Source organism: Ruegeria sp. CG4 (genome assembly GCF_056537185.1).
In genome coordinates this window covers 248,300-271,489 of the sequence record NZ_JBQFRB010000005.1, presented here as the reverse complement: position 1 = coordinate 271,489, position 23,190 = coordinate 248,300, and the positions used below count along the sequence as shown (strand labels likewise).

Here is a 23,190-nt window from a genome sequence, read left to right as displayed (position 1 = left end):
GATGAAGTTCGGATCCGCTCTTCATCTGGCTGAAAGTATCCCGGGGGAGTCGCGCGGCACGCGCGGCGGGGGCAGAGCCCCCGTTACCACATGGTTTTTGCCGCGCGGGCGCCCCATTCACGATCGTAGTCCGCGCCACCTTCCTCGCCATCTGACGCTTCGGCCAGCATTTCACCGATCGTTGGCAGATCGGTGCTCTCGTCCCTGCCTGCCCAAGTTCCGGCCCTCATTAGGGCACGGGCGCATTGGGTGTAGATTTCGTCAATCTCGATGACGATGACGGTTGCCGGGGTCTTTCCGTGTTTCTCGAACCGGTCACGCATTCCGGTGTCTGCGGTCAGGCGCGCGGTGCCGTTCAGCCGAACGACGTTGTTCGACCCCGGCACCATGAACATCAGCGAAACGCGCGGGTCGCGGACGATATTGCGCAAGGAATCCAGCCTGTTGTTTCCACGCCAATCCGGAAGCGCCAGAGTTTTGGCGTCAAGCTCCAGCACCACGGGACCATCATCGCCACGCGGGCTGCCATCGACACCTTCGGGGCCCACCGTGCTGAGAATACAAAGGCGTGAAGCCATGATCCACTTCCGGTAAAGCGGTGTCAGATGGCGCACCACCTTGCGCAAGGACGGCGCGCCGGGTTTGCCGTAAAGCGCCTCAAGCGCGGCTATGTCGTCAATGAACTCCATCCGGATCAAACCCCACTTCCCGCATCAGACTGTTCGACCGCGTCTCGATTTCCTGTTCCAGCCGGTCCAGAAATTCGTCCCGGGCCACGCCCGGTTCGATCGGATCCAGGAAATCGACAATTGCAAGGCCGGGCTTGCGCATGATCCCGGAGCGGGGCCAGAAAACGCCCGCATTGGTGGCTACCGGAACACATGGGAACCCGAGACCTTCATATAGCACCGCGGTTCCGACCTTGTATGGTTTCTGAACGCCCGGCGCGACACGGGTGCCTTGCGGATAGATCACCAGCTGTCCGGGTTCGGTGAATTCCTTTGCGACATCCTTGACCATCTTCGCTACGGCCGCGCCCCTTTTGCCGCGGTTGACCGGAATGCACCCCAAGCGGCGGGCATACATGCCAATGATCGGGGTCCACAGAAGCTCTCGTTTCATGATGAACTTGCCGTGGGGGATGGCACTGAAGATCATGATGATGTCGAGGAAGGACTGGTGCTTGGCGCCGATGACGACTTCGTCATGGGGGGGTGATCCGCGCACCTCGCAGCGGATGCCGACCATCCAGCGGGCCATCCAGATCGTGCTGCGGGCGTAGGTCTTGCAGGCCTGCAATGCGCCGCGTTTGGTGAACAGGGCATAGGGCGCGAAGACAACGCCAAGGATCAGCATCCAGGCATAGATTGTGATCATGAAGATCAAAGAGCGAATCCATTGAAAACCTGTTCGCATCAGGAAAGCTCCTTTAGTTTTCTGCGGGCGGCGCTCCAGGTCGCGAAGAATGCAACCATAGCACCCAGAAGCGGGATGACGGCCGGCAGCAACCATCCTGCCCCCTGAAAGCCGAGCCCGGTCAGAAACCCGCCCGCATCCGAGGTTTTGGGCAGCAGTGACACGCCGATCATTCCAAACAAGGTTCCAATCCCGGCCCCCAGAAGCGCCCGATAGGTAAAGCGGCGAACGAAGGCTCCGGCGATGAAACGGTCGCGGGCACCGACCTGGCGTAGGACCTCGATGATCCGGGCGTTGGCAGCCAGCGAGGCGTTGGCAGCCAGCGTGATCATTGCGGCGGTTGCACCACCGATCAGCAGAATGGAAATCCAGCCCAGTCGCCGCACCGACATGGCCGCGTCAACCAGCGGCGCGCGCCAGCGCGTGTGGTCATCCAGAACCGCTCCAGGTACCTCGGCGCTCAGTCGGAGGCGCAGCCCGGCGGCATCCAGCCCCGGCTCGCCTTCGATAATCTCGATCAGTTGCGGCACGGGCAGAGTGTCCAGTGGCAGATCGGGTCCGAACCATGGCGATAGCAGAGCGGCCTGTTCCTGATCCGTCAAGGCGCGGGCCGAGGCGACTCCAGGGGTCTGGCCAAGGACGGTCAGGGCGGCTTCGGTCTGGGCCGCAAGCTGTCCGGCAGGGGCGTTGATGCGCAAGGTGGCGGCACCGGCCAGTTCCGACGCCCAGCGATCCGCCACGCGGCCCGAAGCCAGCGACAGGGCCAGCGCAAATACCGCCAGAAATCCCATCGCGCTCGAGACGAACAGGGTCAGATGCGCGGTATACCCTGTGGGCGGAACCACCCGGTCGGCGCGTTTGTCGCGCGACAGCAGGTTGCGGATGGTGCCATTGCTCATAGATCGGCCCCCGCGAGCTGCAGCTTGCGCTGCGAGATCCGCAGGACGCGCGCCTGCACCTGGCTTTTGGCGGCGCGGATCAGGCTGAGGTCATGGGTAGCGATCAGCACCGTTTTGCCCATCCGGTTCAGTTCGACCAGCAAGCGCAGCAGGCGCTGTGACATCTCCCAGTCCACGTTGCCGGTGGGTTCATCCGCCAGCACCACATCCGGCGACAGGATCACCGCGCGGGCCAGCGCCGCGCGCTGGCGTTCGCCGCCCGACAGTTCCGGCGGATGCGCCTCGAGCCTTGATCCAAGCCCGACCCAGCTCAGCAGTTCTGTCAGGTTGTCCTGTTCGGCCGTTTCGGCCCGCCCCGAAACCATCAGCGGCAGGGCCACGTTTTCCGCCAGTGTCATGTGGTCGAGAAACTGGCAATCCTGATGGACCACGCCGATCCGGCGGCGCAACAGGGCCATCTGGTCGCGGTCCAGCCGGGCAATATCGCTGTCAAACGCGCTGAGACGACCGGATGTCGGCAACAGAGCGCCGTAGCACAGTTTGAGGAACGTGGTCTTGCCCGCACCCGAAGGACCGGTCAGAAAGTGGAAGGACCCCGGCGGCAGCTGAATCGACACGTCGCTCAGCAGTTCGCCGTCGCCATAGGTGTAGCTGACATTCTCCAGCTCGATCACAAGGTGCGCCCCCAGGTTTTTTTCTGCCGCTCTTCTTGCCCGAGCGCGGTTGCGGTTTCAATGCCTGCACCGGGTCGATTTGGTGACACTTGACCCGTGAAACCGAAATCGCCCTTTGCTGTTAGGTCTTAACGGAATATGGTTCCTTAAAAAACTACTATCAGGTCGATCAATCGGCCAGGAGGCAGCATGCGTCTTACGTGTCCCAATTGCAGTGCCCAGTATGAAGTTCCGGATGAGGTCATTCCGGAAGAAGGCCGCGACGTTCAGTGTTCCAATTGTGAAGAGACGTGGTTTCAGGCGAAGAACCCGGCTGAACCAGCCTCTGCGCCCGAACCGGCAGCACCGGATGCTGCAACCGATGAGGCACCCGAGCCCGCATCGCCGCCAGCCGACGACATGAACGAGCCCACAGAGGCGCAGCCTGCCGAGGTCAAAAGCGGTGTCGACCCCTCTGTCGCCAGCATCCTGAAGGAGGAGGCAGCCCGCGAGGCGGAATTGCGGGCCAAGGAAGGGGGCGGCCTTGAAAGCCAGCCTGATCTTGCGCTGGAACCGGTCGCCAAACCGGCGCCTGCGACGCAATCCGTTCCCGTGGAAACCGCCGCCGATGCGGGGCAGAAAGACGCTTTGCCGGATGTCGAGGCGATCAATTCCAGCCTGCGCAGCGATGAAGTGAACGCGTCCGATACCGACGATCAGCCCGCGCAGCGCAAATCGGGCGGCTTTCTGCGGGGATTCTCACTGATCCTGATCATCGGCGTTCTTCTGTTTCTGATCTACGGCAACGCGCAGCAGATCAGTGAAGCTGTTCCGCAGGCCGACCCTGTTCTGAAACCCTATGTCTCGCTGGTGGATCAGGCGCGCGTCTGGCTTCAAGCGCAATCCGGGGCGGTTCAGAACTGAACCGCGCAAAACCAAGCGTCAGAAACGTTCCAGCAAGCGTTTGAGGTATTCCAGCTCGATCTTGGGCCGATCGGATTCACCGGTGCGGCGGCGGATTTCGTCCAGCAGTTCACGCGCGCGGCGATAGACGTCTTCCCCCTGCAAAAGGTTGTCGTCGGTCGAGATCGACCCGGCAGCACCCGGGCTGCGGCCCAGTGGATCGCGGTTGTTGGCCTCCATGTCCCCTTCCTGCGAGCCCTGTCCCGGTTGGTTCTGTTGGTTCTGCGCCAGCGCCTCGCCCAGCGAGCGCATGCCCTCGCGCAGGGCCTCCATCGCTTCGGACTGTCGGTCAATGGCTTCGGCCAGATCGTCGCCGCGCAGGGCGTCTTCCGCTTCGTCCATGGCGCGACCGGCGCGGCCCAGCGCCTCGCGCGCCGCTTCACCTTCGGCGGTTCCGGCACCCGGCAGGCCCTGTTCCTGACGTCTGAGTTCCTCGCGCAGGGCCTGCTGGCGGTCTGCAAGCGATCCCTGGCCCTGTTGTCCGCCGCCGGCCTGATTGTCCGAGCCGTCACCCTGACCGCCCTGGCCTTCATGGCTCTGGCCCCGGCCCAGGCCACCGGAACGGCCTTCGTTGCCGCGGCTTTCGCCGGCCTGCGCACCGGGGTTGAACTGTTCCTGCAAATCCCGGAACGCCTGATCGCTGAGGCCCTGCTGTTCGCGCAGGGTTTCCGCAAGCCCTTCCATGGCCTGTTGACCCTCGGACTGTCCGCCCTGCCCCTGACCTTGGGTCACGCGCATGTTTTCCATCATCTGCTGGAACTCTTCCAGCGCCTGTTGCGCCTCGGCCATGCGGCCCTGTTCCATCAGTTCCTGAATGCGGTCCATCATCCGCTGCAGATCGTCCTGGGTCATCTGCAGAGACTCGCCATTTGGGCCTGTCTGGTTCTCGCCGCCTTCACCGTTTTCTTGTGCCAGCCGCTGAAGCTGTCGCATGTAATCCTGCGTGGCTTCGCGCAACTCCTGCATCAGCTCGGCGATTTCCTCGTCACTGGCACCATTCTTCATCGCCTCCGTCAGGCGCTCCTGCGCGCGGCGCATGCGTTCCAGCGCATCGGCCAGAGTGCCATCTTCGATCAGCACGGCCAGATCCCACAGGGCTTGGGCTATTTCGGCTTGCTGATCCGGCTTCAGGCCATAATCGGTGAACGTCTCCAACCGGCGCAGCACGACCCGAAGCCTCAGATAGGCGGTGTCGGACCGAAACAAATCCTCGGGGCGGTGGGACACGGCGCGCAGAACTTGCGCAATGCGCGGCGCATTGGAACGGGCCCACAACAGGTCACGCCGTTGTTCAATCACCGCGGCAGCCAGCGGGTCGAAGAAACGGCGCGCAGGTAAGGCGGTCTTATAGGGATCGGACCAGGTTTCCTGATCGGCGGCATCCCGTGCCATCAGGGTTATCGTGACCGGCAGGTGCGCCCAGGGATGTTCCGAGAAATCCTCGATCAGGTCTTCCGTGAAATCGGCCCGGTCGCCGGTGATCGGCATCGGCAGTTCAACGGTCACGGCCTCGCGCGGTTCAGGGTCTGCAGTCAGGCCAAAGCGGCGATCAACCGAGGCCAGATCAAGTTCGATCAATGCTGTGCCCGAGATCACGCCATAATCATCGCTTGCCGCAAAGGGCAGTTTCATCTGACCACCCGCTTCAGCCTCGGCCACATCGGTCACCGCAATCTGCGGCGCGGCGTCGGCAAGCAGGTTCAGCGCCCATTCGCGCCCAGCGGGGCCTTCGATCTTCAATTGCCCTGAATGTTCGGCCACGAAATCCTGTTCGGGATTGGTCTCGGCCTCGGCCCCCAAAAGAGACGTGGTCTCGGTCAGGCTATGTGCCCCGACTTCACCATAAAAGCGCAACGTGATGCGGCTGCCCTGTGGAAGCGTCAGATCGGGGCCCGGCTGATCGGCCAGATAGAGCGTCGGCAGACCGGTGTATCTGGGCGGTTCGATCCAGCCTTCCCAGCTTGGCCCCTGCCCCGCTGTCGCGGTACCGGGCGTCATCTCGGCCACGGATCCGATACGCCAGAACGACCCGAACAGGGTTGCGATCACCAGCGCCAGAAGCGCTGCATAGCGCAAGGCAAAGGGGTCGCGGTCTGCCAGCCGAAGGTCAGGCTTTACGGGTTCGGCCTGCGCCACCTTTTGTGCCATGCGTTTCTGGTGCGCCTGCCACAAGGCAACCGAGGCCGCGTCCATGGAGCCAATGGCCTGATCGTCCACCAAGGCCTGAATCGGACGTCCCGGCAGTGTTTCATCCAGCCTCACCAGCGCCTCGGCGCGTGTCGGCAGATGGAATCGCTTGCCCCCCAACACGAGCGCAGAAAGCAGTCCGATCAGCGCGACACTACCCGCCGCCCAGACAAATTCGACACTGACAAGGTCCTGCAGACCCAACATCAGAGCGGCCAAAATGGCCATCAAAATCGAAAAAAACGGCCAAAACGCGCGCAAAACCCGCTCGGCCAGCATCCCTGCGTGCGTCAGCCACAGGGAGAGCCGGGGAATAGGCAGGTTTGATCTGTCGCTCAAGGCGGGCCTCCTGATCAGGCCCGTGCGATCATCGCGTCAGAGCCATGGGGGTATGGTATCGCGGTTTATGATTTCGTCAAAGCTTGGGCGTTCACGAATAACCGCAAATTGATCCCCATGCACCAGAACCTCGGGGATCAGGGGACGGGTGTTGTATTCGCTGGACATCACCGCACCATAGGCCCCGGCGCTGCGGAACGCGACCAGATCACCGGCGTTCAGCGGCGGCATATCGCGCTGCTTGGCAAAGGTATCACCGGTTTCGCAGACCGGGCCCACGATGTCATAGGGTTGCTGTTCGACCCCCGGCGCGGGTTCATGAACGGCGACAATGTCATGATACGCCTCGTACATTGCGGGGCGGATCAGGTCGTTCATGGCGCCGTCAAGGATCAGGAAATCGCGACCCTCGCCGGATTTCACATAGATCACCTTGCTGACCATCAGCCCGGCATTTCCGGCAATCAATCGGCCCGGCTCGATCTCGATCTCGCAACCCAGATGGCCCAGCGTTTTCTTGATCAGTGCACCGTATTCCACCGGCAGTGGTGGCGCGTCATTCGAGCGGGTGTACGGAATGCCGAGGCCACCGCCCAGATCGAGGCGACGAATATCGTGCCCTTCAGACCGCAGCTTTTCGGTCAGCTCCGCCACCTTGGTATATGCCAGCTCGAACGGCTCAAGCTCGGTCAGTTGCGAGCCGATATGAACGTCGATGCCGATCACCTCCAGCCCGGGTAGACTGGCAGCATGGGCGTAAACTTCGGAAGCGCGCGCAATCGGGATGCCGAACTTGTTCTCGGACTTGCCGGTCGCGATCTTGGCGTGGGTTTTGGCGTCGACGTCGGGGTTCACCCGCACTGTGATCGGCGCCACAACGTCCAGCTCCAGCGCGACGGCATTGATCACCTCCATCTCGGGCTCGGATTCCACGTTGAACTGGCGGATGCCACCGGTCAGTGCGGTGCGAATTTCATCCGCCGTCTTGCCAACGCCCGAAAACACGATTCTGTCGCCCGGCACACCGGCTGCCTTGGCGCGCAGGTATTCCCCGCCCGAGACCACGTCCATTCCCGCACCGGCTTGCGCCAGCGTTTTCAGAATCGCCTGATTGCTGGCCGCCTTCATCGCGTAGCAGACAAGGTGATCGGTGCCCTCAAGCGCGTCATCGAACAACTGAAAGTGCCGCAGCAATGTCGCGGTGGAATAGACGTAGAACGGCGTTCCGACCGCGGCTGCAATCTCGGAAATCGGGACATCCTCGGCGTAGAGCGCGCCGTCGCGGTAGAGAAAGTGATCCATGACTGCGCGCTTAGACCAAAAAGGGCATTCGGAGCAAATGATTCCGGCGGAACCCTTATTTTGTCGTCGAAATTCCCACGCGGCCATATCCCGAGATGGAAATGCCCGAACCTCTGGGTTCCGCCGCCGGTTCAGAGCGCGGTTTGTAGTTTGGGTCGCAAGCTGCAAGGGCGGCCAGCGAAAGGATCAGAAGAAAGGTTTTCATCAAGAGCTTTTCGTTCTTTCGTCCGGCCGGTCAGACACCAAAGAATACACCGACGGGTCCGCGCCAGAATCCAACGCCTGCGCCGACGTGAACGCCATTTGATCCGACACCGACACTGGCGCTCATGGTTGGGGTGGTCGGCTCGCCGTCCGCGCCGCACCCGGCCAGAGCAACTCCGACCGCGATCAGCATGAAGATGCGCATGACTTGTTTCACACCAGTCCCTTCCATCGCTCAACCTGGGCGCGGACCTGATCCGGTGCCGTGCCGCCATAGGACTGACGTGAGTTTACCGAATTTTCGACGGTTAGGACAGAATAGACATCATTCGTGATATCGGCATGGACAGACTGCATATCCTCCAGCGTCAGGTCGGGCAGATCGCACCCTTTGCTTTCGGCCATCGCCACCAGCGAGCCAGTCACATGATGTGCATCACGGAACGGTAGGCCCAGAACGCGGACCAGCCAGTCGGCCAGATCGGTCGCAGTTGAAAAACCGGAGCCGGCCGCCGCAGCAAGGCTCTCGCGGTTGGCAGTCATGTCCTTGACCATGCCTTCCATCGCCGCCAACGCCAGCATCCAGTTGTCAGCGGCGTCAAAGACCTGTTCCTTGTCTTCCTGCATGTCCTTGGAATAGGCCAGCGGCAGGCCCTTCATCACCATCATCAGAGCAGTGTTGGCCCCGAAAATGCGCCCCACCTTGGCGCGGATCAGTTCCGCCGCATCCGGGTTCTTCTTTTGCGGCATGATCGACGATCCGGTCGAGAACCGGTCGGACAGCGTCACAAACCGGAACTGGGCCGAGGACCAGATCACCAGTTCCTCGGCGAAGCGCGACAGATGCACGGCACAGATCGAGGCGGTCGAAAGGAATTCCAGCGCGAAGTCGCGGTCGCTGACCGCATCCAGCGAGTTCGCGGCGGGGCGGTCAAAGCCGAGCGCCTCGGCCGTCATGTGCCGGTCGATCGGGAAAGAAGTGCCTGCAAGCGCGGCGGCACCCAGCGGCGATTCGTTCATCCGGGCGCGGGCGTCGCGCACGCGGGACAGATCACGGCCAAACATCTCGACATAGGCCATCATGTGGTGGCCCCACGTCACCGGCTGCGCGGTTTGCAGATGGGTAAATCCGGGCATGACCCAGTCCGCCCCGGCCTCGGCCTGCGCCAAAAGCGCGCGGATCAGGGCCAGCAACCCGGTTTCCGCCGCGTCCAGCTGATCGCGGACCCAGAGTTTGAAATCGGTTGCCACCTGATCGTTGCGGCTGCGGCCCGTGTGCAAACGGCCTGCGGGCTCTCCGATTACTTCCTTCAGGCGCGCTTCGACATTCATGTGGATGTCTTCCAGCGCGGTCGAGAACTCAAACTCACCCCGTTCAATTTCTGACAAAACGGTGAGCAGGCCTTCCCGAATGGCCTGCGCATCACTATCAGTAATAACGCCTGTGGCAGCCAGCATGGCGGCATGGGCGCGCGAGCCTGCAATGTCCTGGGCTGCCATCCGCTGATCGAACCCGATCGAGGCGTTTATCGCCTCCATGATCGCGTCTGGACCGGCGGCAAAGCGGCCGCCCCACATCTGGTTCGAGGATTGATCGGTCATGTTGGAAAACCCGGAGTTGATATGCGCCTGTTACGTCTGATCCCCCTTTATATGGCCCTTGCGCTGGGTGCAAATGCGGCTTTGGCCAGTGATGCCGAAACTCTGGCGCCGCTGCGGGACGGCAGCCTGAAACGGCTGATCCTGCATAAGGAACCCAAACCGGCAAAGACCATCGAGTTCCAGCTGGAGGACGACGGTGGGGTCGGCTCGCTTGAGGACTACGCCGGCAAATATGTGCTGGTGAATTTCTGGGCCACGTGGTGCGCGCCCTGTCGCAAGGAAATGCCCCAGATTGCAGAGTTGCAGGAAGAATTCGGCGGCGACAAATTTCAGGTTCTCACCCTGGCCACTGGTCGAAACACCCCTGCCGGGATCAAGAAGTTCTTCGAAGAGAACGGAATCGTCAACCTTCCGCGCCATCAGGACCCCAGCCAGGCCGCCGCGCGTGAATTCGGCGTCCTCGCCTTGCCGATCACCGTCATCCTGAACCCCGAGGGACAGGAAATCGCGCGCCTGATCGGGGATGCGGAATGGAATTCGGACAGCGCCAAGGCGATCATCGCGGCGCTGGTCGGCACAGAGGGTGAAAGCTGAAAAAGACCATCGGTACGATCCGGTAATGTAGGCCCGTCCATTTCAATCTCGTGATATACTGTCCCCGCCCCTCCTGTTGGGCGGGGCAGTTTGCGTTTTGGGAATGGAGGTGACGATGAGACCTGTGGTTTTGCTGATTGGACGCTTGCCGAATGTGATCGGGGATGTCGCGCAGCAACTGGATCACCTGCCGATTCAATGGCTGGGTGCACATGATCCTGATGAGGTGCGGCGGCAACTGGACGCCGAGCCCCGGATCGCATGCGCCATCATGGGTGCGGGGCTGGATGACAAGGTACGGGGTGAAATGGTGGGCATTATCGCCTCCCGCCGTCCGGATATCTGCATTCACCTGAAAGACCGCACGTCTGGTCCCGAAGGTCTGGTCCCGTTCGTCCGGCGCGTGGTGCAGCATGAAATCCTTGAAAATCTGGAAAAAGGCTGACGCGACGCCACCTTTGACAGTCGGTTATCCGCCTTGCAACTTGTCGGCGGGAGGACGGAATGCCGCTTGAAATCCTGCTGGTTCTGGTGGTCGGCGGTATCGCCGGAATTACCCTGTTGCTGCATGCGACGGGCAAATCCCGTTTGCGCCTGCTGACACCGGACACGGCGCGGTCGGAATGGCTGCGACATGCGCCGGAGGACTATATCATTGATGTCATGATTGCCCATGACGGCCATGCGGCGCTGATCCGCACGGACGCGGGCAAGGGGCTGTTGTGGTCGTTCGGTGCGGATTCCGTGGCGCGGCATTTGCTTGATTTCGACTGGATGGACCATCCCAAAGGCATCGAGGTTCAGTTTCATGATTTCAGCACCCCACGCGTGATCCTTAACCTTGATGACAGCGAACGCCAGCACTGGCGTCTGATGATGGACCCTTCATGACCGACCAAGTGAGCTTTCCCGACGCCGTGCAATGGGCCGTCCCGTTCTTCATCGCCGCCATTCTGGCCGAGTTTCTGTGGATCGCCATCAAGGGCCGCGGCGGACGGTACGAGACGCGCGACGCAGTGACCTCGCTGATCATGGGCGCGGGCAACATCGCTTCGGGCTTTCTGCTGGGCTTCATCGCATACGCCTTTTTCATGTGGCTGTGGCGGATCACGCCGCTGGACCTTGGCGCCTCGATCCCGGTGATTATCCTGTGCTTCGTGCTGGATGACCTGCGCTATTACTGGGTGCACCGGTTTGGCCATCGCATCCGCTGGGTCTGGGCCAGCCATGTGAACCATCACAGTTCGCAGCATTACAACCTGACCACTGCCCTGCGGCAGACCTGGACCTATACATTCACCTTCATGATGGTGGTGCGCGCGCCGCTGATCCTGCTGGGGTTTCACCCCGCGATGGTGCTTTTCGTCGGCGGGCTGAATCTTATCTATCAGTTCTGGATTCACACCGAAGCCATCAGCAAAATGCCGCGTTGGTTCGAGGCGGTGATGAACACGCCCAGCCATCACCGCGCGCATCATGGCCGCAATGCGCGTTACCTGGATTGCAACTATGCCGGTGTCTTCATCATCTGGGACAAGATGTTCGGTACTTTTGTACCGGAACAGGATGACGACCGTGTCGACTATGGGCTGGTGCATAATATCGGCACGTTCAACCCGCTGCGCGTGGCCTTTCACGAATGGGTCGGCATCTGGCGCGACGCGACGCAGCCCGGGCTGACATGGCGGCAACGCCTGGCCTATTGCTTTGCGCCGCCGGGCTACAGCCATGACGGAAGCCGGAAGAATTCTGAGCAGATCAAAGCCAGCCATCTGGCCCGACATCCCGAAGATCGCGGAACGCCCGGATTTGAACATCTCGAGGAATTTTTGCCCGCAAAACAGGCGGAACAATCCTGAGCGCAACGACTATCTTACGCTGAATACTTGAAATATTTGGCCCCGGCTTCATATTAGATCGATGTTTTGATTTAGCGTGCCCGGAGGCCATTATGTCTCGTACAACGACCCTTTATACTGTTTTTGGCCTGACCGGCCTTGTCCTTGCCATGCTGACAGCCATTGGCGGAGGACCTTCGGTATTCCTGGGTTTGGGCTTTGCAATGATGACGCTGGGCCTTCTTGGGGCCCTGATCGGCGCAGCAACCACATTGCGCCAGACCAGCCGATCGGCCAAGTGAACCCCGACACATAGCGGCTGTTACGCTTCTGTCTCCATTAACGTCAGATTCACTTCTTTGCTCTGATATGGGCGCGGACCCCTATTGATCTTACGCAAGGATTGGGCGTGCCCATGCGGAACAGGAAACTGGCTGATCTGCCGGAAGGCTCGGACAATCCGCTGAACGCGGCGGTGGCTTCGCGCGATTTGTCGACGGTGCAAATGGCGACAGAGGCGGTGAAACACAAGCAATGCAAGCTTGCTTTTCAGCCGATCATGCAGGCCAATCCCCCCCACCGTGTGGCGTTCTACGAAGGGTTCATCCGGGTGCTGGACGAAACCGGGCGGGTCATTCCCGCGCGCGAGTTCATGCCCGAGGTTGAAAACACGCCAATCGGGCGCGAGCTGGACTGTGTCGCGCTTGAAATGGGTTTGCGCACCCTGACGCGCAATCCGGGGATCCGTCTGTCGGTCAACATGTCGGCCCGCTCGATCGGTTACGCCCGCTGGTCGCGTATTCTTGAGCGGTTCATGAAAAATGACCCCGCTCTGGGTGAACGGCTGATCCTTGAAATCTCGGAAAGTTCGGCGATGCAGGTACCGGAACTGGTGGTCGATTTCATGGATCGTCTGCAGGCCCGCGGCATCGCCTTTGCGCTGGACGATTTTGGCGCCAGCAACTTCAGCTTTCGCCACTTTCGCGAGTTTCTGTTCGACGCGGCCAAGATCGACGGACAATTCGTGCGTGGTGTCAGCACGAACCCCGACAATCAGGCGCTGGTCAGAGCCCTGATCGCGGTTGCCCGCGAATTCGAAATCCTCGTGACCGCCGAATCGGTCGAAACCAAGCAGGATGCCGAGTTTCTGGTGGCCAGCGGTGTCGATTGCCTGCAGGGCTTTCTGTTCGGCGCGCCTTCGGTCAAACCGCCGTGGAAAGCGGAAAAGACACAGGAGACAGGGACTTAACACCTGCCGCAACACATTTCAGCCTACGACCTGCCGCCCTGAGACAAGCTGCCCGTTGCTGCGCGTGCAGCATTGCGATATCCAAATGGTGCTGGAGCGGGGATCACGGGGCGCTCTTGATTGCAGGGGGATCCTCTACGATCTGCGCCGTCACATTTCCCACAGGACCATGACGGTAAAGGATTAATCGAATGACCAACGTAGTAATCGCATCCGCCGCACGTACCGGTGTCGGCAGCTTTGGCGGCTCGTTTGCCAACACCCCCGCCCACGATCTTGGGGCCGCTGTGCTTGAGGCCGTTGTCGAACGCGCGGGAATCGACAAAAGCGAGGTTAGCGAAACCATCATGGGCCAGGTTCTGACCGCCGCTCAGGGCCAGAACCCAGCGCGCCAGGCGCACATCAATGCCGGCCTGCCGCAGGAAAGCGCGGCCTGGGGCATCAACCAGGTCTGCGGATCGGGCCTACGTGCCGTTGCTCTGGGCGCACAGCACATCCAGCTGGGCGATGCCGAAATCGTCGCCGCCGGCGGCCAGGAAAACATGACCCTTTCGCCCCATGCCGCCGCCTTGCGCGCCGGTCACAAGATGGGCGACATGAAATACATCGACACGATGATCCGCGACGGTCTGTGGGATGCCTTCAACGGTTATCACATGGGACAGACCGCCGAGAACGTTGCCGAGAAATGGCAGATCAGCCGCGACATGCAGGACGAATTTGCCGTTGCCTCGCAGAACAAGGCCGAGGCCGCGCAAAAGGCCGGCAAGTTCGCCGACGAGATCACGCCGCTCACCATCAAGACCCGCAAGGGCGACATCGTGATGGACAGCGACGAATACATCCGTCACGGCGCGACCATGGAAGCCATGGCCAAGCTGCGCCCTGCCTTCACCAAGGACGGTTCTGTCACCGCGGCAAACGCCTCGGGCCTGAACGACGGAGCGGCCGCAACCCTGCTGATGTCTGCTGAAAACGCCGAAAAGCGCGGGATCGAGCCGCTGGCCCGTATCGCATCCTACGCCACTGCCGGTCTGGACCCGTCGATCATGGGCGTGGGCCCGATCTACGCGTCGCGCAAGGCGCTGGAGAAAGCCGGCTGGTCGGTAGACGATCTGGATCTGGTCGAGGCAAACGAAGCCTTTGCCGCGCAGGCCTGCGCCGTGAACAAGGACATGGGCTGGGACCCGTCGATCGTGAACGTGAACGGCGGCGCGATTGCCATCGGCCACCCGATCGGTGCCTCGGGCTGCCGCGTTCTGAACACGCTGCTGTTCGAAATGAAGCGCCGCGACGCGAAGAAGGGTCTGGCGACCCTGTGCATCGGCGGCGGCATGGGTGTCGCCCTGTGCGTGGAGCGCGACTAAGTGCGTTGAGAACCAAATAGAAAAGGGCGTCCCACGGACGCCCTTTTTTGTTACAATCAAGCCTTACACCGTAGCTGCGACAATTTCGCTGAGCAGAAAAGCAAAGACCTGAACGAAACGATATTGCGCACCAATCTCTCTCAGAGTAACAGAATTACCAAGCCGACTAAATTTGGAGGACTCCTAAATGGCACGTACAGCACTCGTAACCGGCGGCTCCCGCGGCATCGGCGCAGCAATTTCCAAGGCGCTCAAAGCCGAAGGGTACAACGTTGCAGCCACCTATGCGGGGAATGACGAAGCCGCCGCGAAATTCACCGAGGAAACCGGTATCGCCACCTATAAGTGGAACGTCGCCGACTATGACGAGTCCAAGGCGGGTATCGAAAAGGTCGAGGCCGAAGTTGGCCCCATCGACATCGTTGTGGCAAATGCCGGTATCACCAAAGACGCCCCTTTCCACAAGATGACGCCCGAGCAGTGGCATCAGGTGATCGACACCAACCTGACCGGCGTGTTCAACACCGTACACCCGGTCTGGCCCGGCATGCGCGAGCGTAAGTTTGGCCGCGTGATCGTCATCAGCTCGATCAATGGACAGAAGGGCCAGTTCGCGCAGGTGAACTATGCCGCAACCAAAGCGGGCGATCTGGGCATTGTGAAATCGCTGGCGCAGGAAGGTGCACGTGCGGGCATCACCGCAAACGCGATCTGCCCCGGCTATATCGCTACGGAGATGGTCATGGCGGTTCCGGAAAAAGTCCGCGAATCGATCATCGGTCAGATCCCGGCCGGCCGGTTGGGTGAGCCCGAGGAAATCGCGCGCTGCGTGGCGTTCCTGGCATCGGACGATTCCCAGTTCATCAACGGCTCGACCATCTCGGCCAACGGTGCGCAGTTCTTCGTCTGATCAAGAGCGATTGCAATTTTGAACGGGCCGGTCCAAATGGGCCGGCCCTGTCAATTTCAGATTCCCGAAGAGGCTGCCCCATGAGCAGAATGCGCGCAACGGCCATTGGTTTTATCGCTGTGCTGCTGTGGTCCCTGCTGGCCCTGTTCACGGTCGGCTCGACACCGACACCACCGTTGCTGCTGAACGCCGTCTGCTTTTCAATCGGCGGCACCCTGGGCCTGATCTGGACCTGGGCCACCGGCGGATTGCAACAACTTGGGCGCGTACCCTGGACAACTTATCTGTTCGGAACGCTGGGTCTGTTCGGCTATCACGCCCTGTATTTCTCGGCACTGAGGATGGCCCCCGCAGCCGAGGCGGGTTTGATCGCATATCTCTGGCCTTTGCTGATCGTTCTGCTGTCGGGGCTGTTGCCCGGCGAGCGGTTGCGCATCGGGCATCTGATTGGTGCCTGCTTCGGTTTCGCGGGCGCGGCGCTGATCATTGCCGGTGGCGGCAGCACCGGATTTCAGGTGCAACACCTGCCCGGATATGCGCTGGCACTGATGTGCGCGTTGACCTGGTCGGGCTATTCTGTTCTGTCCCGCCGTCTGGGCGATACCCCCACCAGTTCGGTTGCCGTTTTCTGCATCGCCGCGGCAATTGCCTCGGGCGCGCTGCATCTTGCCGTGGAAGAAACGGTCTGGCCCGCGACCGCATTCGGCTGGGCATCGATCCTTGCCCTGGGTCTGGGACCGGTCGGGCTGGCGTTTTATGTTTGGGATATCGGGGTCAAGCGGGGCGACATTCAGATACTGGGCACCGCGTCCTATGCGGCACCATTGCTGTCTACGCTTGCGCTGGTTCTCGCCGGGATCGCCGCCCCTTCCTGGGGTCTGGCGGTCGCGGCGCTGTTGATCACCGGCGGGGCCACAATTGCGGCGCGGGCCAGTCTGAAGTCCTAGTTCGCCCTGCCCTGAACTTGCATCGCCAATAACCTGCCGCGCCTTTGGTGCTTTCGGGACATTGGCGATACAGAGTGATTCAGGTCAGGTGCTGGACGCTTTAATTGGACAGGCGTTCGATCTCTTCCTTCAGCTTGAGCTTCTGCTTTTTGAGCTGCGCAATATGGAGATCATCAATTCCTGGCGAGCGTTGGGCTTTTTCCACTTCGAGACCGAGACTTTCGTGTTTTTTCTTCAGTTCCGTCAGATGTGCGCTCACGCTCATGGCGATCCTCCTTAGTTGGATGTCTGAGTTTTACATGGGAAGTTGACCACATCGTTTCCAGCCTGTCACGCCGCAGACGCACAGAATCTGTCACAAATCCGACAAATTCGGCCGGTCACCGCCTATCAATCCGAGAATCCGGGTAGCCCGGCCCCGTTCCGCAGCACCGAAGTTACCTGGGGCGTATAGCTCTCACCGTCCCTCTCGTGCCGTGCGCCTGTGTGCAGGATCAGCGGGGAATGGAGCTGGAAGGCGGCGCGCCCCTCTTTCCGTGCGCGCAGAATGACCAGTTCCGCATCTCGGGTCGCGCGCGGCGTCAGCGGCAGGACTTCGACTGAACCCAGTCTGCCGGCACAGGCCGACAACATGTCCGGCAGGCGTTCGGCCTTTTGGATCATGTGCAGATAGCCGCGCGGGGCCAGTCGCCTGGCGGCCACGCCGATCCAGTCCGACAGCGGTGTCTGCTCGCCCAGTGCCACCTGCCGCCCTTGATCCTGCGCCGGGCTGTGTGCGCCGGGGCGGTAATAGGGCGGGTTGGCGATAATGTGATCGAACTGTCTTTGCCTCAGATCATTGGGCAGATCGGTCAGGTTTGCCTGTATCACTTCCAGCGGCACATCGTCCTCTGCGGCGTTGCGCCGCGCCAGATCGGCATATGCAGGTTGCAGCTCAACACCTGTCAGATGCAGGCCCGGCACGCGGGCGGCAAGGCACAAGATGGCGGCGCCTGCCCCGCAGCCAAGCTCCAGCACGGTTTGGCCTGCCGTGGCCGGAACCGAGGCCGCCAGCAGAACCGGGTCAACACCTGCGCGATAGCCGGACAAAGGCTGCCACAGCCGCACGCGTCCGCCGAGGAACTCGTTGCAGCTCAACTCGCTGTCGGAGAACCCGCTCATCTGCCCAAGGGGATGTCGTTGTCACGCATTACCCGTTCGGCGCGGATCAGGTCGTCGGCGCGCACCATCAGGCGGCGGGGGAAAATTCCTATGCCGCCTTCGAGGATGCTCATATTTACGTCCATCTGAAAGCAGTCTATATCCTCGCCTTCAAGGAGAGCGGATGCAAAGGCCAGGATTGTCGGATCGGTGCTGCGCAATAGTTCTTCCATGGGGATGGATGTAAGGGCAAGGAGCGGCGGAAGTCGAGCCTTGTATCAGGAGTGTGATGAACGTCAGCACAATCTCGAAACCACATGAACGGCTGGCCGACATTCTGGCCGGTGAAATGGATGCGGTAAACCATCTGATCCGCACGCGCATGGCGTCGGAACACGCCCCCCGTATCCCCGAAGTGACCGCTCATCTGGTTGAGGCGGGCGGCAAGCGTCTGCGCCCCATGCTGACTTTGGCCGCAGCCCGTCTGTTTGGCTATTCAGGCGACCACCATGTGCGTCTGGCCGCGACGGTCGAATTCATTCATACCGCCACGCTTCTGCATGACGACGTTGTGGACGAAAGCGCCCAGCGGCGCGGGCGGCCCACGGCAAACCTGCTTTGGGACAACAAATCCAGTGTTCTGGTCGGCGATTACCTGTTTTCCCGCAGTTTCCAGCTGATGGTGGAAACCGGGTCGTTGCGCGTTCTGGACATTCTGGCCAACGCTTCGGCCACGATTGCCGAGGGTGAAGTGTTGCAGATGACGGCAGCCACCGACCTGAGCACCCACGAGGGCATTTATCTGCAGGTGGTGCGCGGAAAGACGGCCGCGCTGTTTTCGGCTGCAACCGAGGTAGGCGGCGTGATTGCCGGTGCATCGGAAGAGCAGGTGAAAGCGCTGTTCGACTATGGCGACGCGCTTGGCATTGCCTTTCAGATCGCCGATGACCTGTTGGACTATCAGGGCGACAGCAAGGCAACCGGCAAGAATGTCGGCGATGATTTCCGCGAGCGCAAGCTGACCCTGCCGGTGATCAAGGCCGTGGCGCAGGCCACGGCAGACGAACACGCCTTCTGGGAACGCACGATTGGCAAGGGCCGCCAGCAGGATGGCGATCTGGATCACGCGCTAAGCCTGATGAACAAATACGGCACGCTGGAGGCCACCCGTTCGGATGCCATCGGCTGGGCCGCCAAGGCCAAAACCGCGCTGGAGGTGCTGCCCGATCACGAGATCCGGTCGCTGCTGCGCGATCTGGCCGACTACGTGGTCGCGCGCCTCAATTAAGCTGCGTTGCGCGGCACCACCAGTCGGAATGGGCCGCGCCGATTTCATAGGCCGCGAAATGCGCGGCCTTCATGGACGGGTAAAGCCCGAAACAGGTCGAGCCCGAGCCGGACATCCGCGACAAAAGAACACCGCGAGAGGCGTCGAGCTCATCCAGAACCCGCCCGATCTGAGGCGCAATGCCCATGGCCGGTGCCTGCAGATCGTTGCGCTGGCCTTTCAGCCACGCGGCGCAGTCTTCCGCCGTTTCAAATTCAGGGATATCCTCGGGCATAGCCGGGTTGTGGCGCGTTTCCATCGCCTTGAACACGGAACCGGTCGGAACCCCGACGCAAGGGTTGACCAGAACCGCATAAAGCGGCGGCAGGGAAACTGGCTTGATCTGTTCGCCTATGCCCCGCATTCGCGCGGCTTTCGCCATCAAACAGACCGGGATATCAGCACCCAGTGACACCGGGTTCGGCAGCTTTCCGTTGCCCGATCCCGCGAGCACACGCAATGTCGCGGCCGCATCCGAAGACCCGCCGCCGATACCGCCCCCATGGGGCAACGACTTGTTCAGGGTAATTCGGCCTGTCCAGCCAACTGCATCCGCCGCCTGCCAAACCAGATTACGCTGATCGGATGGGACACCCCGGGCATGTTCACCGGTGACGTCTATGGAAAGGTCCGGGCCGGGCTCGAACGTCAGGTGGTCACCGATATCTGCGAACACGACCAGAGAATCCAGCAGGTGATAGCCATCTTCACGCTGGCCGGTCACATGCAGGGTCAGGTTGATCTTGGCGGGGGCAAATGCCTCAGCCTTCATTGGCAACCTGAAGCGGCTCGGCGCCTTCTTCCGCCAGAACCGCGTCCAGCCCGATCTCGAGCTTTCGCCGGATACGGTCGGGATCGGCCTCACCATCGGTGTCGTCGGGGTCGATGAAAGACAGGGCGCGTTTCCACTGGAACTCGGCCTCGCGGTCGCGTCCAACGGCCCAGTACACGTCGCCCAGATGATCATTGACCACCGGGTCGACCGGCATCAGTTCGATGGCGCGTTCCATATGCTCAACGGCTTCTTCATAGCGGCCGAGCCGGAACAGAACCCAGCCGAGGCTGTCCACGATATAACCGCTGTCCGGGCGCGTGGCGACGGCGCGTTCGATCATTTCAAGCGCCTCGTCCAGCTTTTCGCGACGTTCGACCAACGAGTAGCCGAGGTAATTCAGCACTTGCGGCTGATCCGGGTTCAGTTCAAGCGCGCGGCGAAAATCCGCCTCGGCCTGATCCCAGTTCTTGAGACGCTCATGCGAAATTCCGCGAGCATAATGCAGAAACCAACTGCCGCCCGCCCCGGTTTCGGTCAGCTCAATCGCCCGGTCGTAGGACGGCACGGCGGCGGCATAGTTTTCGTCCCGACGCAACAAATCGGCCAGTGCCACATGAACGGACGGCAGGTTAGGGCGTTGTGCCGCAAGGTTCTGCAAAACTTCCGCTGCAGCGTCTTTCTTTCCTGCACGCCCTAAAACTTCGGCCCGGCCCAGTTCGGCAACGTGAAAATCGGCGCTGTCGGAAGGCACTGTCCGATAGGCCGCCACGGCAAGATCAAACTGTTCCAGATCGTCCAGCAGCTCTGCCCCCAGCAAAATCGCGTCGACGTGGTCGGGGCGCAAAAAGGTCGCCACACGTGTGTAAAGCAGGACATAGTTCTGTGCCGCTTCGCCATTCAGTGCCGCGCCGACCGAAAAGAAAACCTCGGCCATGCCGTCCCGCGCGGAACCGATATGTGTGAAAGGCAGGGTTTCGCCGTAGGTCAGGCGGGTCTCGTAGCCTTCGATGGTCGGGTCGCTGCCGATGGAAAACACTTCGTCCAGAAATGCCAGCGCATCGGCATTGCGATCCAGTTGCGACAGGACCTCGGCCCGGGCAAGTGCAGCGCGGCGGCTGAAGCGGGCAATGGTTCCGTTGTTTTCGGCAAAAATTGCCTCAGCCCCTTCGAAATCGCCCACGGACGCAAGGGCCATTGCCTTGTGATACAGCGAAAACTCCCTCAGACCGTCCTGCGTGGAAACCTTGTCAAACTGCTCCATCGCTTTGGTCATGGCGCCCTGCGCCATGTTGGTCCAGGCAATCATTAGCCCGTCAACCAGCGGCCCGACACCTTGCGTTTCAGGATCAAGGGCCAGAAACGCGTCATATTTTTCGTCTGCCACAAAAGCCGCCGACAGCACCATGCGCGCGGCCTGGCTTGGCAAGTCGTTGTCCACGATTTTCTGCGCGACGGGCAGGGCTCGCTGAATCTCGCCCAGCGCGAGACGGGCCACGACCACGCTTTCCAGCAGGTGCAGGTTTTCCGGATCAAAGCGCAGGGCCTGCGAATAATATTTCTCGGCCGCCGTATAGTCGCTTTCATAGATCGCCTGACGACCCGCAAGATACGCCCCGGCGCCGGTATCGGCCAAGACCGGAACGGCAATAGGGGAAGAAAGCATTGCAGCCAATGCCACGCGTAGAACCAGGGAAATCACCAGAATTCTGCCTCGCTATCGTTATCTGAACGATAAGCTAGGGCTTTGGCCCCTGAGAGGCAATGGCAGAGCCTTCACGACGCCGCCATTGCCCGGGTTTTCGCTTACATGTTTGGATAGTTCGGCCCGTCGCCGCCCTGCGGTGTGGTCCAGGTGATATTTTGGCTGGGATCCTTGATGTCGCAGGTCTTGCAGTGGACGCAGTTCTGGAAGTTGATCACGAATCGCGGACCGTTTTCATCCTCGACCATCTCGTAGACGCCCGCCGGGCAGTAGCGCTGCGCCGGTTCGTCGAACCTGGGCAGGTTGACCTTGACTGGAATCTCGGGGTCGGCCAGGCGCAGGTGGCAGGGCTGGCTTTCCTCGTGATTGGTGGCCGCGAAGGAAACGTTGGTCAAACGATCGAACGACAGCGTTCCGTCAGGTTTGGGATAGTCGATCGGCTTGTGCTTGCTGGCATCTTCGGTCGATTCCGCGTCGTTCTTGCCATGACCCAGAGTACCCAGCAACGAGAAGCCCAGCGTGTTGGTCCACATGTCCATGCCGCCCAGCACCAGCGAAGCAGTCAGGCCGTATTTCGACCACAGCGGCTTGACGTTGCGCACCTTATTGAGGTCGCTGCCGATTGCGCCTTCGCGCACGTCGGCCTCGTAGGCGGTCAGTTCGTCGCCCGAGCGGTCGGCCTTGATGGCGTCATAAGCAGCCTCGGCTGCGGCCTTGCCCGACAGCATCGCGTTGTGGTTGCCCTTGATGCGCGGCACGTTGACCATGCCCGCAGAACAGCCCAACAGCGCCACGCCGGGTGCGACCAGTTTCGGCATCGACTGAAGGCCGCCTTCGGTGATCGCGCGGGCGCCGTAGGCCACGCGCTTGCCGCCTTTCAGCAGTTCGGCGACCATCGGGTGATGCTTGAAGCGCTGGAATTCCATGTAAGGATACAGGTGCGGGTTCTTGTAGTTCAGGTGCACCACGAAACCGACATAGACCTGATTGTTTTCAAGATGATAGATGAACGACCCGCCGCCCGCATTGCTGCCCAGCGGCCAGCCCATGGTGTGCGTGACCGAGCCTTCCTTGTGCTTGGCCGGGTCGATCTCCCAGATCTCTTTCATGCCGACGCCGTATTTCTGCGGCTCTTTGCCGGCCGACAGGTCGTATTTGGCGATGACTTCTTTCGACAGCGAGCCGCGCACACCTTCCGACAGGAAGACGTATTTGCCGTGCAGCTCCATGCCCGGTTCGGTGTTCGGGCCGTAGGAACCATCTGCTTCCAGGCCAAAAACGCCAGCAACAACGCCTTTGACTTCGCCATTGTCGCCGTAAACCAGTTCAGAACACGCCATGCCCGGGAAGATTTCCACGCCCAGTTCCTCGGCCTGTTCCGCCATCCAGCGGCAGACATTGCCCATCGACACGATGTAGTTGCCGTGGTTGTTCATCAGCGGCGGCATCGGGAAGTTCGGGATGCGGATCTTGCCCGCCTCACCCAGCATGTAGAAGTTGTCTTCGTGCACAGGCACGTTCAGCGGCGCGCCCTTTTCCTTCCAGTCGGGGATCAGCGCATCCAGACCGCACGGATCCAGTACCGCACCCGACAGGATATGTGCGCCCACTTCCGAGCCCTTTTCCAGAACAACGACGTTCAGGTCGGCATCCAGCTGTTTCAGACGAATGGCCGCCGACAGGCCCGCGGGGCCTGCGCCCACGATCACCACATCGTATTCCATCGCTTCGCGTTCAATCTCGGCCATCGCGGGCTCCTTAGCTAACTTTCCGAAT

26 protein-coding genes are annotated in these 23,190 nt (G+C 61.1%); 11 read left to right on the top strand and 15 right to left on the bottom strand.

What is annotated here, in order from left to right:
• Window positions 1-83: 83 nt before the first annotated feature.
• Genes ACR0J2_RS15280 through ACR0J2_RS15265 form a run of 4 tightly spaced genes read right to left on the bottom strand, consistent with a single transcriptional unit; the run spans window position 84 to window position 2,989 of the window.
• Window positions 84-689 (bottom strand): pyridoxamine 5'-phosphate oxidase family protein, encoded by a 606-nt coding sequence (locus ACR0J2_RS15280; RefSeq protein WP_480813097.1) that lies wholly within the window; start codon window positions 687-689, stop codon window positions 84-86.
• On the bottom strand, window positions 676-1,416 hold the full coding sequence (locus ACR0J2_RS15275) for a lysophospholipid acyltransferase family protein (protein WP_480813096.1): 741 nt from the start codon (window positions 1,414-1,416) through the stop codon (window positions 676-678). Before ACR0J2_RS15275 ends, ACR0J2_RS15280 begins: the two co-directional genes overlap by 14 nt.
• Window positions 1,416-2,315, bottom strand: a complete 900-nt coding sequence (locus ACR0J2_RS15270) for a cell division protein FtsX (RefSeq protein ID WP_480813095.1) — start codon at window positions 2,313-2,315, stop codon at window positions 1,416-1,418. The genes ACR0J2_RS15275 and ACR0J2_RS15270 overlap by 1 nt, the downstream gene beginning before the upstream one ends.
• Window positions 2,312-2,989 (bottom strand): ATP-binding cassette domain-containing protein, encoded by a 678-nt coding sequence (locus tag ACR0J2_RS15265; protein WP_170679786.1) that lies wholly within the window; start codon window positions 2,987-2,989, stop codon window positions 2,312-2,314. Before ACR0J2_RS15265 ends, ACR0J2_RS15270 begins: the two co-directional genes overlap by 4 nt.
• 189 nt (window positions 2,990-3,178) lie before the next feature.
• Between ACR0J2_RS15265 and ACR0J2_RS15260 the strand changes: the two genes are divergently transcribed.
• Window positions 3,179-3,892 carry a zinc-ribbon domain-containing protein gene (locus ACR0J2_RS15260; RefSeq protein ID WP_480813094.1) on the top strand — a complete coding sequence of 238 codons (714 nt, stop codon included), beginning with the start codon at window positions 3,179-3,181 and terminating at the stop codon, window positions 3,890-3,892.
• Window positions 3,893-3,910: 18 nt separating this feature from the next.
• On the opposite strand, the gene ACR0J2_RS15255 is transcribed toward ACR0J2_RS15260, so the two are convergent.
• The 5 genes from ACR0J2_RS15255 to argH are packed head-to-tail and all read right to left on the bottom strand — an operon-like array spanning window position 3,911 to window position 9,565.
• Window positions 3,911-6,457: a TIGR02302 family protein gene (locus ACR0J2_RS15255; protein WP_480813093.1), complete on the bottom strand. Its 2,547-nt coding sequence runs from the start codon at window positions 6,455-6,457 to the stop codon at window positions 3,911-3,913.
• A 36-nt stretch (window positions 6,458-6,493) separates the two neighbouring features.
• Complete coding sequence (gene lysA / locus ACR0J2_RS15250; protein ID WP_480813092.1) at window positions 6,494-7,759, bottom strand: diaminopimelate decarboxylase; 1,266 nt, start codon at window positions 7,757-7,759, stop codon at window positions 6,494-6,496.
• Window positions 7,760-7,814: 55 nt separating this feature from the next.
• Window positions 7,815-7,964: a hypothetical protein gene (locus tag ACR0J2_RS15245; RefSeq protein ID WP_170614389.1), complete on the bottom strand. Its 150-nt coding sequence runs from the start codon at window positions 7,962-7,964 to the stop codon at window positions 7,815-7,817.
• Window positions 7,965-7,994: 30 nt separating this feature from the next.
• Window positions 7,995-8,180, bottom strand: coding sequence for an argininosuccinate lyase (locus ACR0J2_RS15240; protein WP_321249300.1), 186 nt, complete (start codon window positions 8,178-8,180; stop codon window positions 7,995-7,997).
• Window positions 8,177-9,565 (bottom strand): argininosuccinate lyase, encoded by a 1,389-nt coding sequence (argH, locus tag ACR0J2_RS15235; protein ID WP_480813091.1) that lies wholly within the window; start codon window positions 9,563-9,565, stop codon window positions 8,177-8,179. The genes ACR0J2_RS15240 and argH overlap by 4 nt, the downstream gene beginning before the upstream one ends.
• A 21-nt stretch (window positions 9,566-9,586) precedes the next feature.
• On the opposite strand from argH, the gene ACR0J2_RS15230 reads away from it, so the two are divergent.
• From ACR0J2_RS15230 to yddG, 9 genes are all read left to right on the top strand, one after another.
• Window positions 9,587-10,159: a TlpA disulfide reductase family protein gene (locus ACR0J2_RS15230; RefSeq protein ID WP_480813090.1), complete on the top strand. Its 573-nt coding sequence runs from the start codon at window positions 9,587-9,589 to the stop codon at window positions 10,157-10,159.
• A gap of 115 nt (window positions 10,160-10,274) precedes the next feature.
• On the top strand, window positions 10,275-10,604 hold the full coding sequence (locus tag ACR0J2_RS15225; RefSeq protein ID WP_480813089.1) for a hypothetical protein: 330 nt from the start codon (window positions 10,275-10,277) through the stop codon (window positions 10,602-10,604).
• Between the two features lie 59 nt (window positions 10,605-10,663).
• Window positions 10,664-11,050 (top strand): hypothetical protein, encoded by a 387-nt coding sequence (locus ACR0J2_RS15220; protein ID WP_480813088.1) that lies wholly within the window; start codon window positions 10,664-10,666, stop codon window positions 11,048-11,050.
• A complete protein-coding gene (locus tag ACR0J2_RS15215) occupies window positions 11,047-12,018 on the top strand; it encodes a sterol desaturase family protein (RefSeq protein WP_170679672.1) in 972 nt (323 codons plus the stop codon). Before ACR0J2_RS15220 ends, ACR0J2_RS15215 begins: the two co-directional genes overlap by 4 nt.
• Window positions 12,019-12,110: 92 nt before the next feature.
• Window positions 12,111-12,299: a hypothetical protein gene (locus ACR0J2_RS15210; protein WP_170614382.1), complete on the top strand. Its 189-nt coding sequence runs from the start codon at window positions 12,111-12,113 to the stop codon at window positions 12,297-12,299.
• 113 nt (window positions 12,300-12,412) lie between these two features.
• Entirely contained in the window at window positions 12,413-13,246 is an 834-nt protein-coding gene (locus ACR0J2_RS15205; protein ID WP_480813087.1) for an EAL domain-containing protein, read from the top strand.
• A gap of 191 nt (window positions 13,247-13,437) precedes the next feature.
• Complete coding sequence (locus ACR0J2_RS15200; protein ID WP_170807400.1) at window positions 13,438-14,613, top strand: acetyl-CoA C-acetyltransferase; 1,176 nt, start codon at window positions 13,438-13,440, stop codon at window positions 14,611-14,613.
• A 187-nt stretch (window positions 14,614-14,800) separates the two neighbouring features.
• Window positions 14,801-15,523, top strand: coding sequence for an acetoacetyl-CoA reductase (phbB, locus tag ACR0J2_RS15195; RefSeq protein ID WP_170614379.1), 723 nt, complete (start codon window positions 14,801-14,803; stop codon window positions 15,521-15,523).
• A gap of 80 nt (window positions 15,524-15,603) precedes the next feature.
• Window positions 15,604-16,470 (top strand): aromatic amino acid exporter YddG, encoded by an 867-nt coding sequence (gene yddG, locus ACR0J2_RS15190; protein WP_480813086.1) that lies wholly within the window; start codon window positions 15,604-15,606, stop codon window positions 16,468-16,470.
• Between the two features lie 100 nt (window positions 16,471-16,570).
• On the opposite strand, the gene ACR0J2_RS15185 is transcribed toward yddG, so the two are convergent.
• The 3 genes from ACR0J2_RS15185 to ACR0J2_RS15175 all read right to left on the bottom strand — a co-directional run bounded on the left by ACR0J2_RS15185 (window position 16,571) and on the right by ACR0J2_RS15175 (window position 17,843).
• Window positions 16,571-16,735: a YdcH family protein gene (locus ACR0J2_RS15185; RefSeq protein WP_170614377.1), complete on the bottom strand. Its 165-nt coding sequence runs from the start codon at window positions 16,733-16,735 to the stop codon at window positions 16,571-16,573.
• Window positions 16,736-16,860: 125 nt separating this feature from the next.
• A complete protein-coding gene (locus ACR0J2_RS15180) occupies window positions 16,861-17,631 on the bottom strand; it encodes a tRNA1(Val) (adenine(37)-N6)-methyltransferase (protein WP_480813085.1) in 771 nt (256 codons plus the stop codon).
• Window positions 17,628-17,843, bottom strand: coding sequence for a putative signal transducing protein (locus ACR0J2_RS15175; protein ID WP_170614375.1), 216 nt, complete (start codon window positions 17,841-17,843; stop codon window positions 17,628-17,630). The genes ACR0J2_RS15180 and ACR0J2_RS15175 overlap by 4 nt, the downstream gene beginning before the upstream one ends.
• 56 nt (window positions 17,844-17,899) lie before the next feature.
• Here ACR0J2_RS15175 and ACR0J2_RS15170 point away from each other — a divergent pair, with 56 nt between their 5' ends.
• Window positions 17,900-18,898: a polyprenyl synthetase family protein gene (locus ACR0J2_RS15170; RefSeq protein WP_170614374.1), complete on the top strand. Its 999-nt coding sequence runs from the start codon at window positions 17,900-17,902 to the stop codon at window positions 18,896-18,898.
• Here ACR0J2_RS15170 and ACR0J2_RS15165 read toward each other — a convergent pair.
• The 3 genes from ACR0J2_RS15165 to ACR0J2_RS15155 form a co-directional block, all read right to left on the bottom strand.
• Complete coding sequence (locus ACR0J2_RS15165; RefSeq protein WP_480813084.1) at window positions 18,891-19,709, bottom strand: 4-(cytidine 5'-diphospho)-2-C-methyl-D-erythritol kinase; 819 nt, start codon at window positions 19,707-19,709, stop codon at window positions 18,891-18,893. The genes ACR0J2_RS15170 and ACR0J2_RS15165 overlap by 8 nt on opposite strands.
• Window positions 19,699-21,375, bottom strand: coding sequence for a tetratricopeptide repeat protein (locus ACR0J2_RS15160; RefSeq protein WP_480813083.1), 1,677 nt, complete (start codon window positions 21,373-21,375; stop codon window positions 19,699-19,701). The genes ACR0J2_RS15165 and ACR0J2_RS15160 overlap by 11 nt, the downstream gene beginning before the upstream one ends.
• Before the next feature lie 140 nt (window positions 21,376-21,515).
• Window positions 21,516-23,162 carry an electron transfer flavoprotein-ubiquinone oxidoreductase gene (locus ACR0J2_RS15155; RefSeq protein WP_480813082.1) on the bottom strand — a complete coding sequence of 549 codons (1,647 nt, stop codon included), beginning with the start codon at window positions 23,160-23,162 and terminating at the stop codon, window positions 21,516-21,518.
• Between the last annotated feature and the right edge of the window lie 28 nt (window positions 23,163-23,190).

Coding starts and splice junctions, on each gene's coding strand:
- ACR0J2_RS15280 (WP_480813097.1), bottom strand. CDS start 689: ATGGAGTTCATTGACGACATAGCCGCGCTTGAGGCGCTTTACGGCAAA.
- ACR0J2_RS15275 (WP_480813096.1), bottom strand. CDS start 1,416: ATGCGAACAGGTTTTCAATGGATTCGCTCTTTGATCTTCATGATCACA.
- ACR0J2_RS15270 (WP_480813095.1), bottom strand. CDS start 2,315: ATGAGCAATGGCACCATCCGCAACCTGCTGTCGCGCGACAAACGCGCC.
- ACR0J2_RS15260 (WP_480813094.1), top strand. CDS start 3,179: ATGCGTCTTACGTGTCCCAATTGCAGTGCCCAGTATGAAGTTCCGGAT.
- lysA (WP_480813092.1), bottom strand. CDS start 7,759: ATGGATCACTTTCTCTACCGCGACGGCGCGCTCTACGCCGAGGATGTC.
- ACR0J2_RS15245 (WP_170614389.1), bottom strand. CDS start 7,964: ATGAAAACCTTTCTTCTGATCCTTTCGCTGGCCGCCCTTGCAGCTTGC.
- argH (WP_480813091.1), bottom strand. CDS start 9,565: ATGACCGATCAATCCTCGAACCAGATGTGGGGCGGCCGCTTTGCCGCC.
- ACR0J2_RS15230 (WP_480813090.1), top strand. CDS start 9,587: ATGCGCCTGTTACGTCTGATCCCCCTTTATATGGCCCTTGCGCTGGGT.
- ACR0J2_RS15225 (WP_480813089.1), top strand. CDS start 10,275: ATGAGACCTGTGGTTTTGCTGATTGGACGCTTGCCGAATGTGATCGGG.
- ACR0J2_RS15220 (WP_480813088.1), top strand. CDS start 10,664: ATGCCGCTTGAAATCCTGCTGGTTCTGGTGGTCGGCGGTATCGCCGGA.
- ACR0J2_RS15215 (WP_170679672.1), top strand. CDS start 11,047: ATGACCGACCAAGTGAGCTTTCCCGACGCCGTGCAATGGGCCGTCCCG.
- ACR0J2_RS15210 (WP_170614382.1), top strand. CDS start 12,111: ATGTCTCGTACAACGACCCTTTATACTGTTTTTGGCCTGACCGGCCTT.
- ACR0J2_RS15205 (WP_480813087.1), top strand. CDS start 12,413: ATGCGGAACAGGAAACTGGCTGATCTGCCGGAAGGCTCGGACAATCCG.
- ACR0J2_RS15200 (WP_170807400.1), top strand. CDS start 13,438: ATGACCAACGTAGTAATCGCATCCGCCGCACGTACCGGTGTCGGCAGC.
- phbB (WP_170614379.1), top strand. CDS start 14,801: ATGGCACGTACAGCACTCGTAACCGGCGGCTCCCGCGGCATCGGCGCA.
- yddG (WP_480813086.1), top strand. CDS start 15,604: ATGAGCAGAATGCGCGCAACGGCCATTGGTTTTATCGCTGTGCTGCTG.
- ACR0J2_RS15185 (WP_170614377.1), bottom strand. CDS start 16,735: ATGAGCGTGAGCGCACATCTGACGGAACTGAAGAAAAAACACGAAAGT.
- ACR0J2_RS15180 (WP_480813085.1), bottom strand. CDS start 17,631: ATGAGCGGGTTCTCCGACAGCGAGTTGAGCTGCAACGAGTTCCTCGGC.
- ACR0J2_RS15175 (WP_170614375.1), bottom strand. CDS start 17,843: ATGGAAGAACTATTGCGCAGCACCGATCCGACAATCCTGGCCTTTGCA.
- ACR0J2_RS15170 (WP_170614374.1), top strand. CDS start 17,900: ATGAACGTCAGCACAATCTCGAAACCACATGAACGGCTGGCCGACATT.
- ACR0J2_RS15165 (WP_480813084.1), bottom strand. CDS start 19,709: ATGAAGGCTGAGGCATTTGCCCCCGCCAAGATCAACCTGACCCTGCAT.
- ACR0J2_RS15160 (WP_480813083.1), bottom strand. CDS start 21,375: ATGCTTTCTTCCCCTATTGCCGTTCCGGTCTTGGCCGATACCGGCGCC.
- ACR0J2_RS15155 (WP_480813082.1), bottom strand. CDS start 23,162: ATGGCCGAGATTGAACGCGAAGCGATGGAATACGATGTGGTGATCGTG.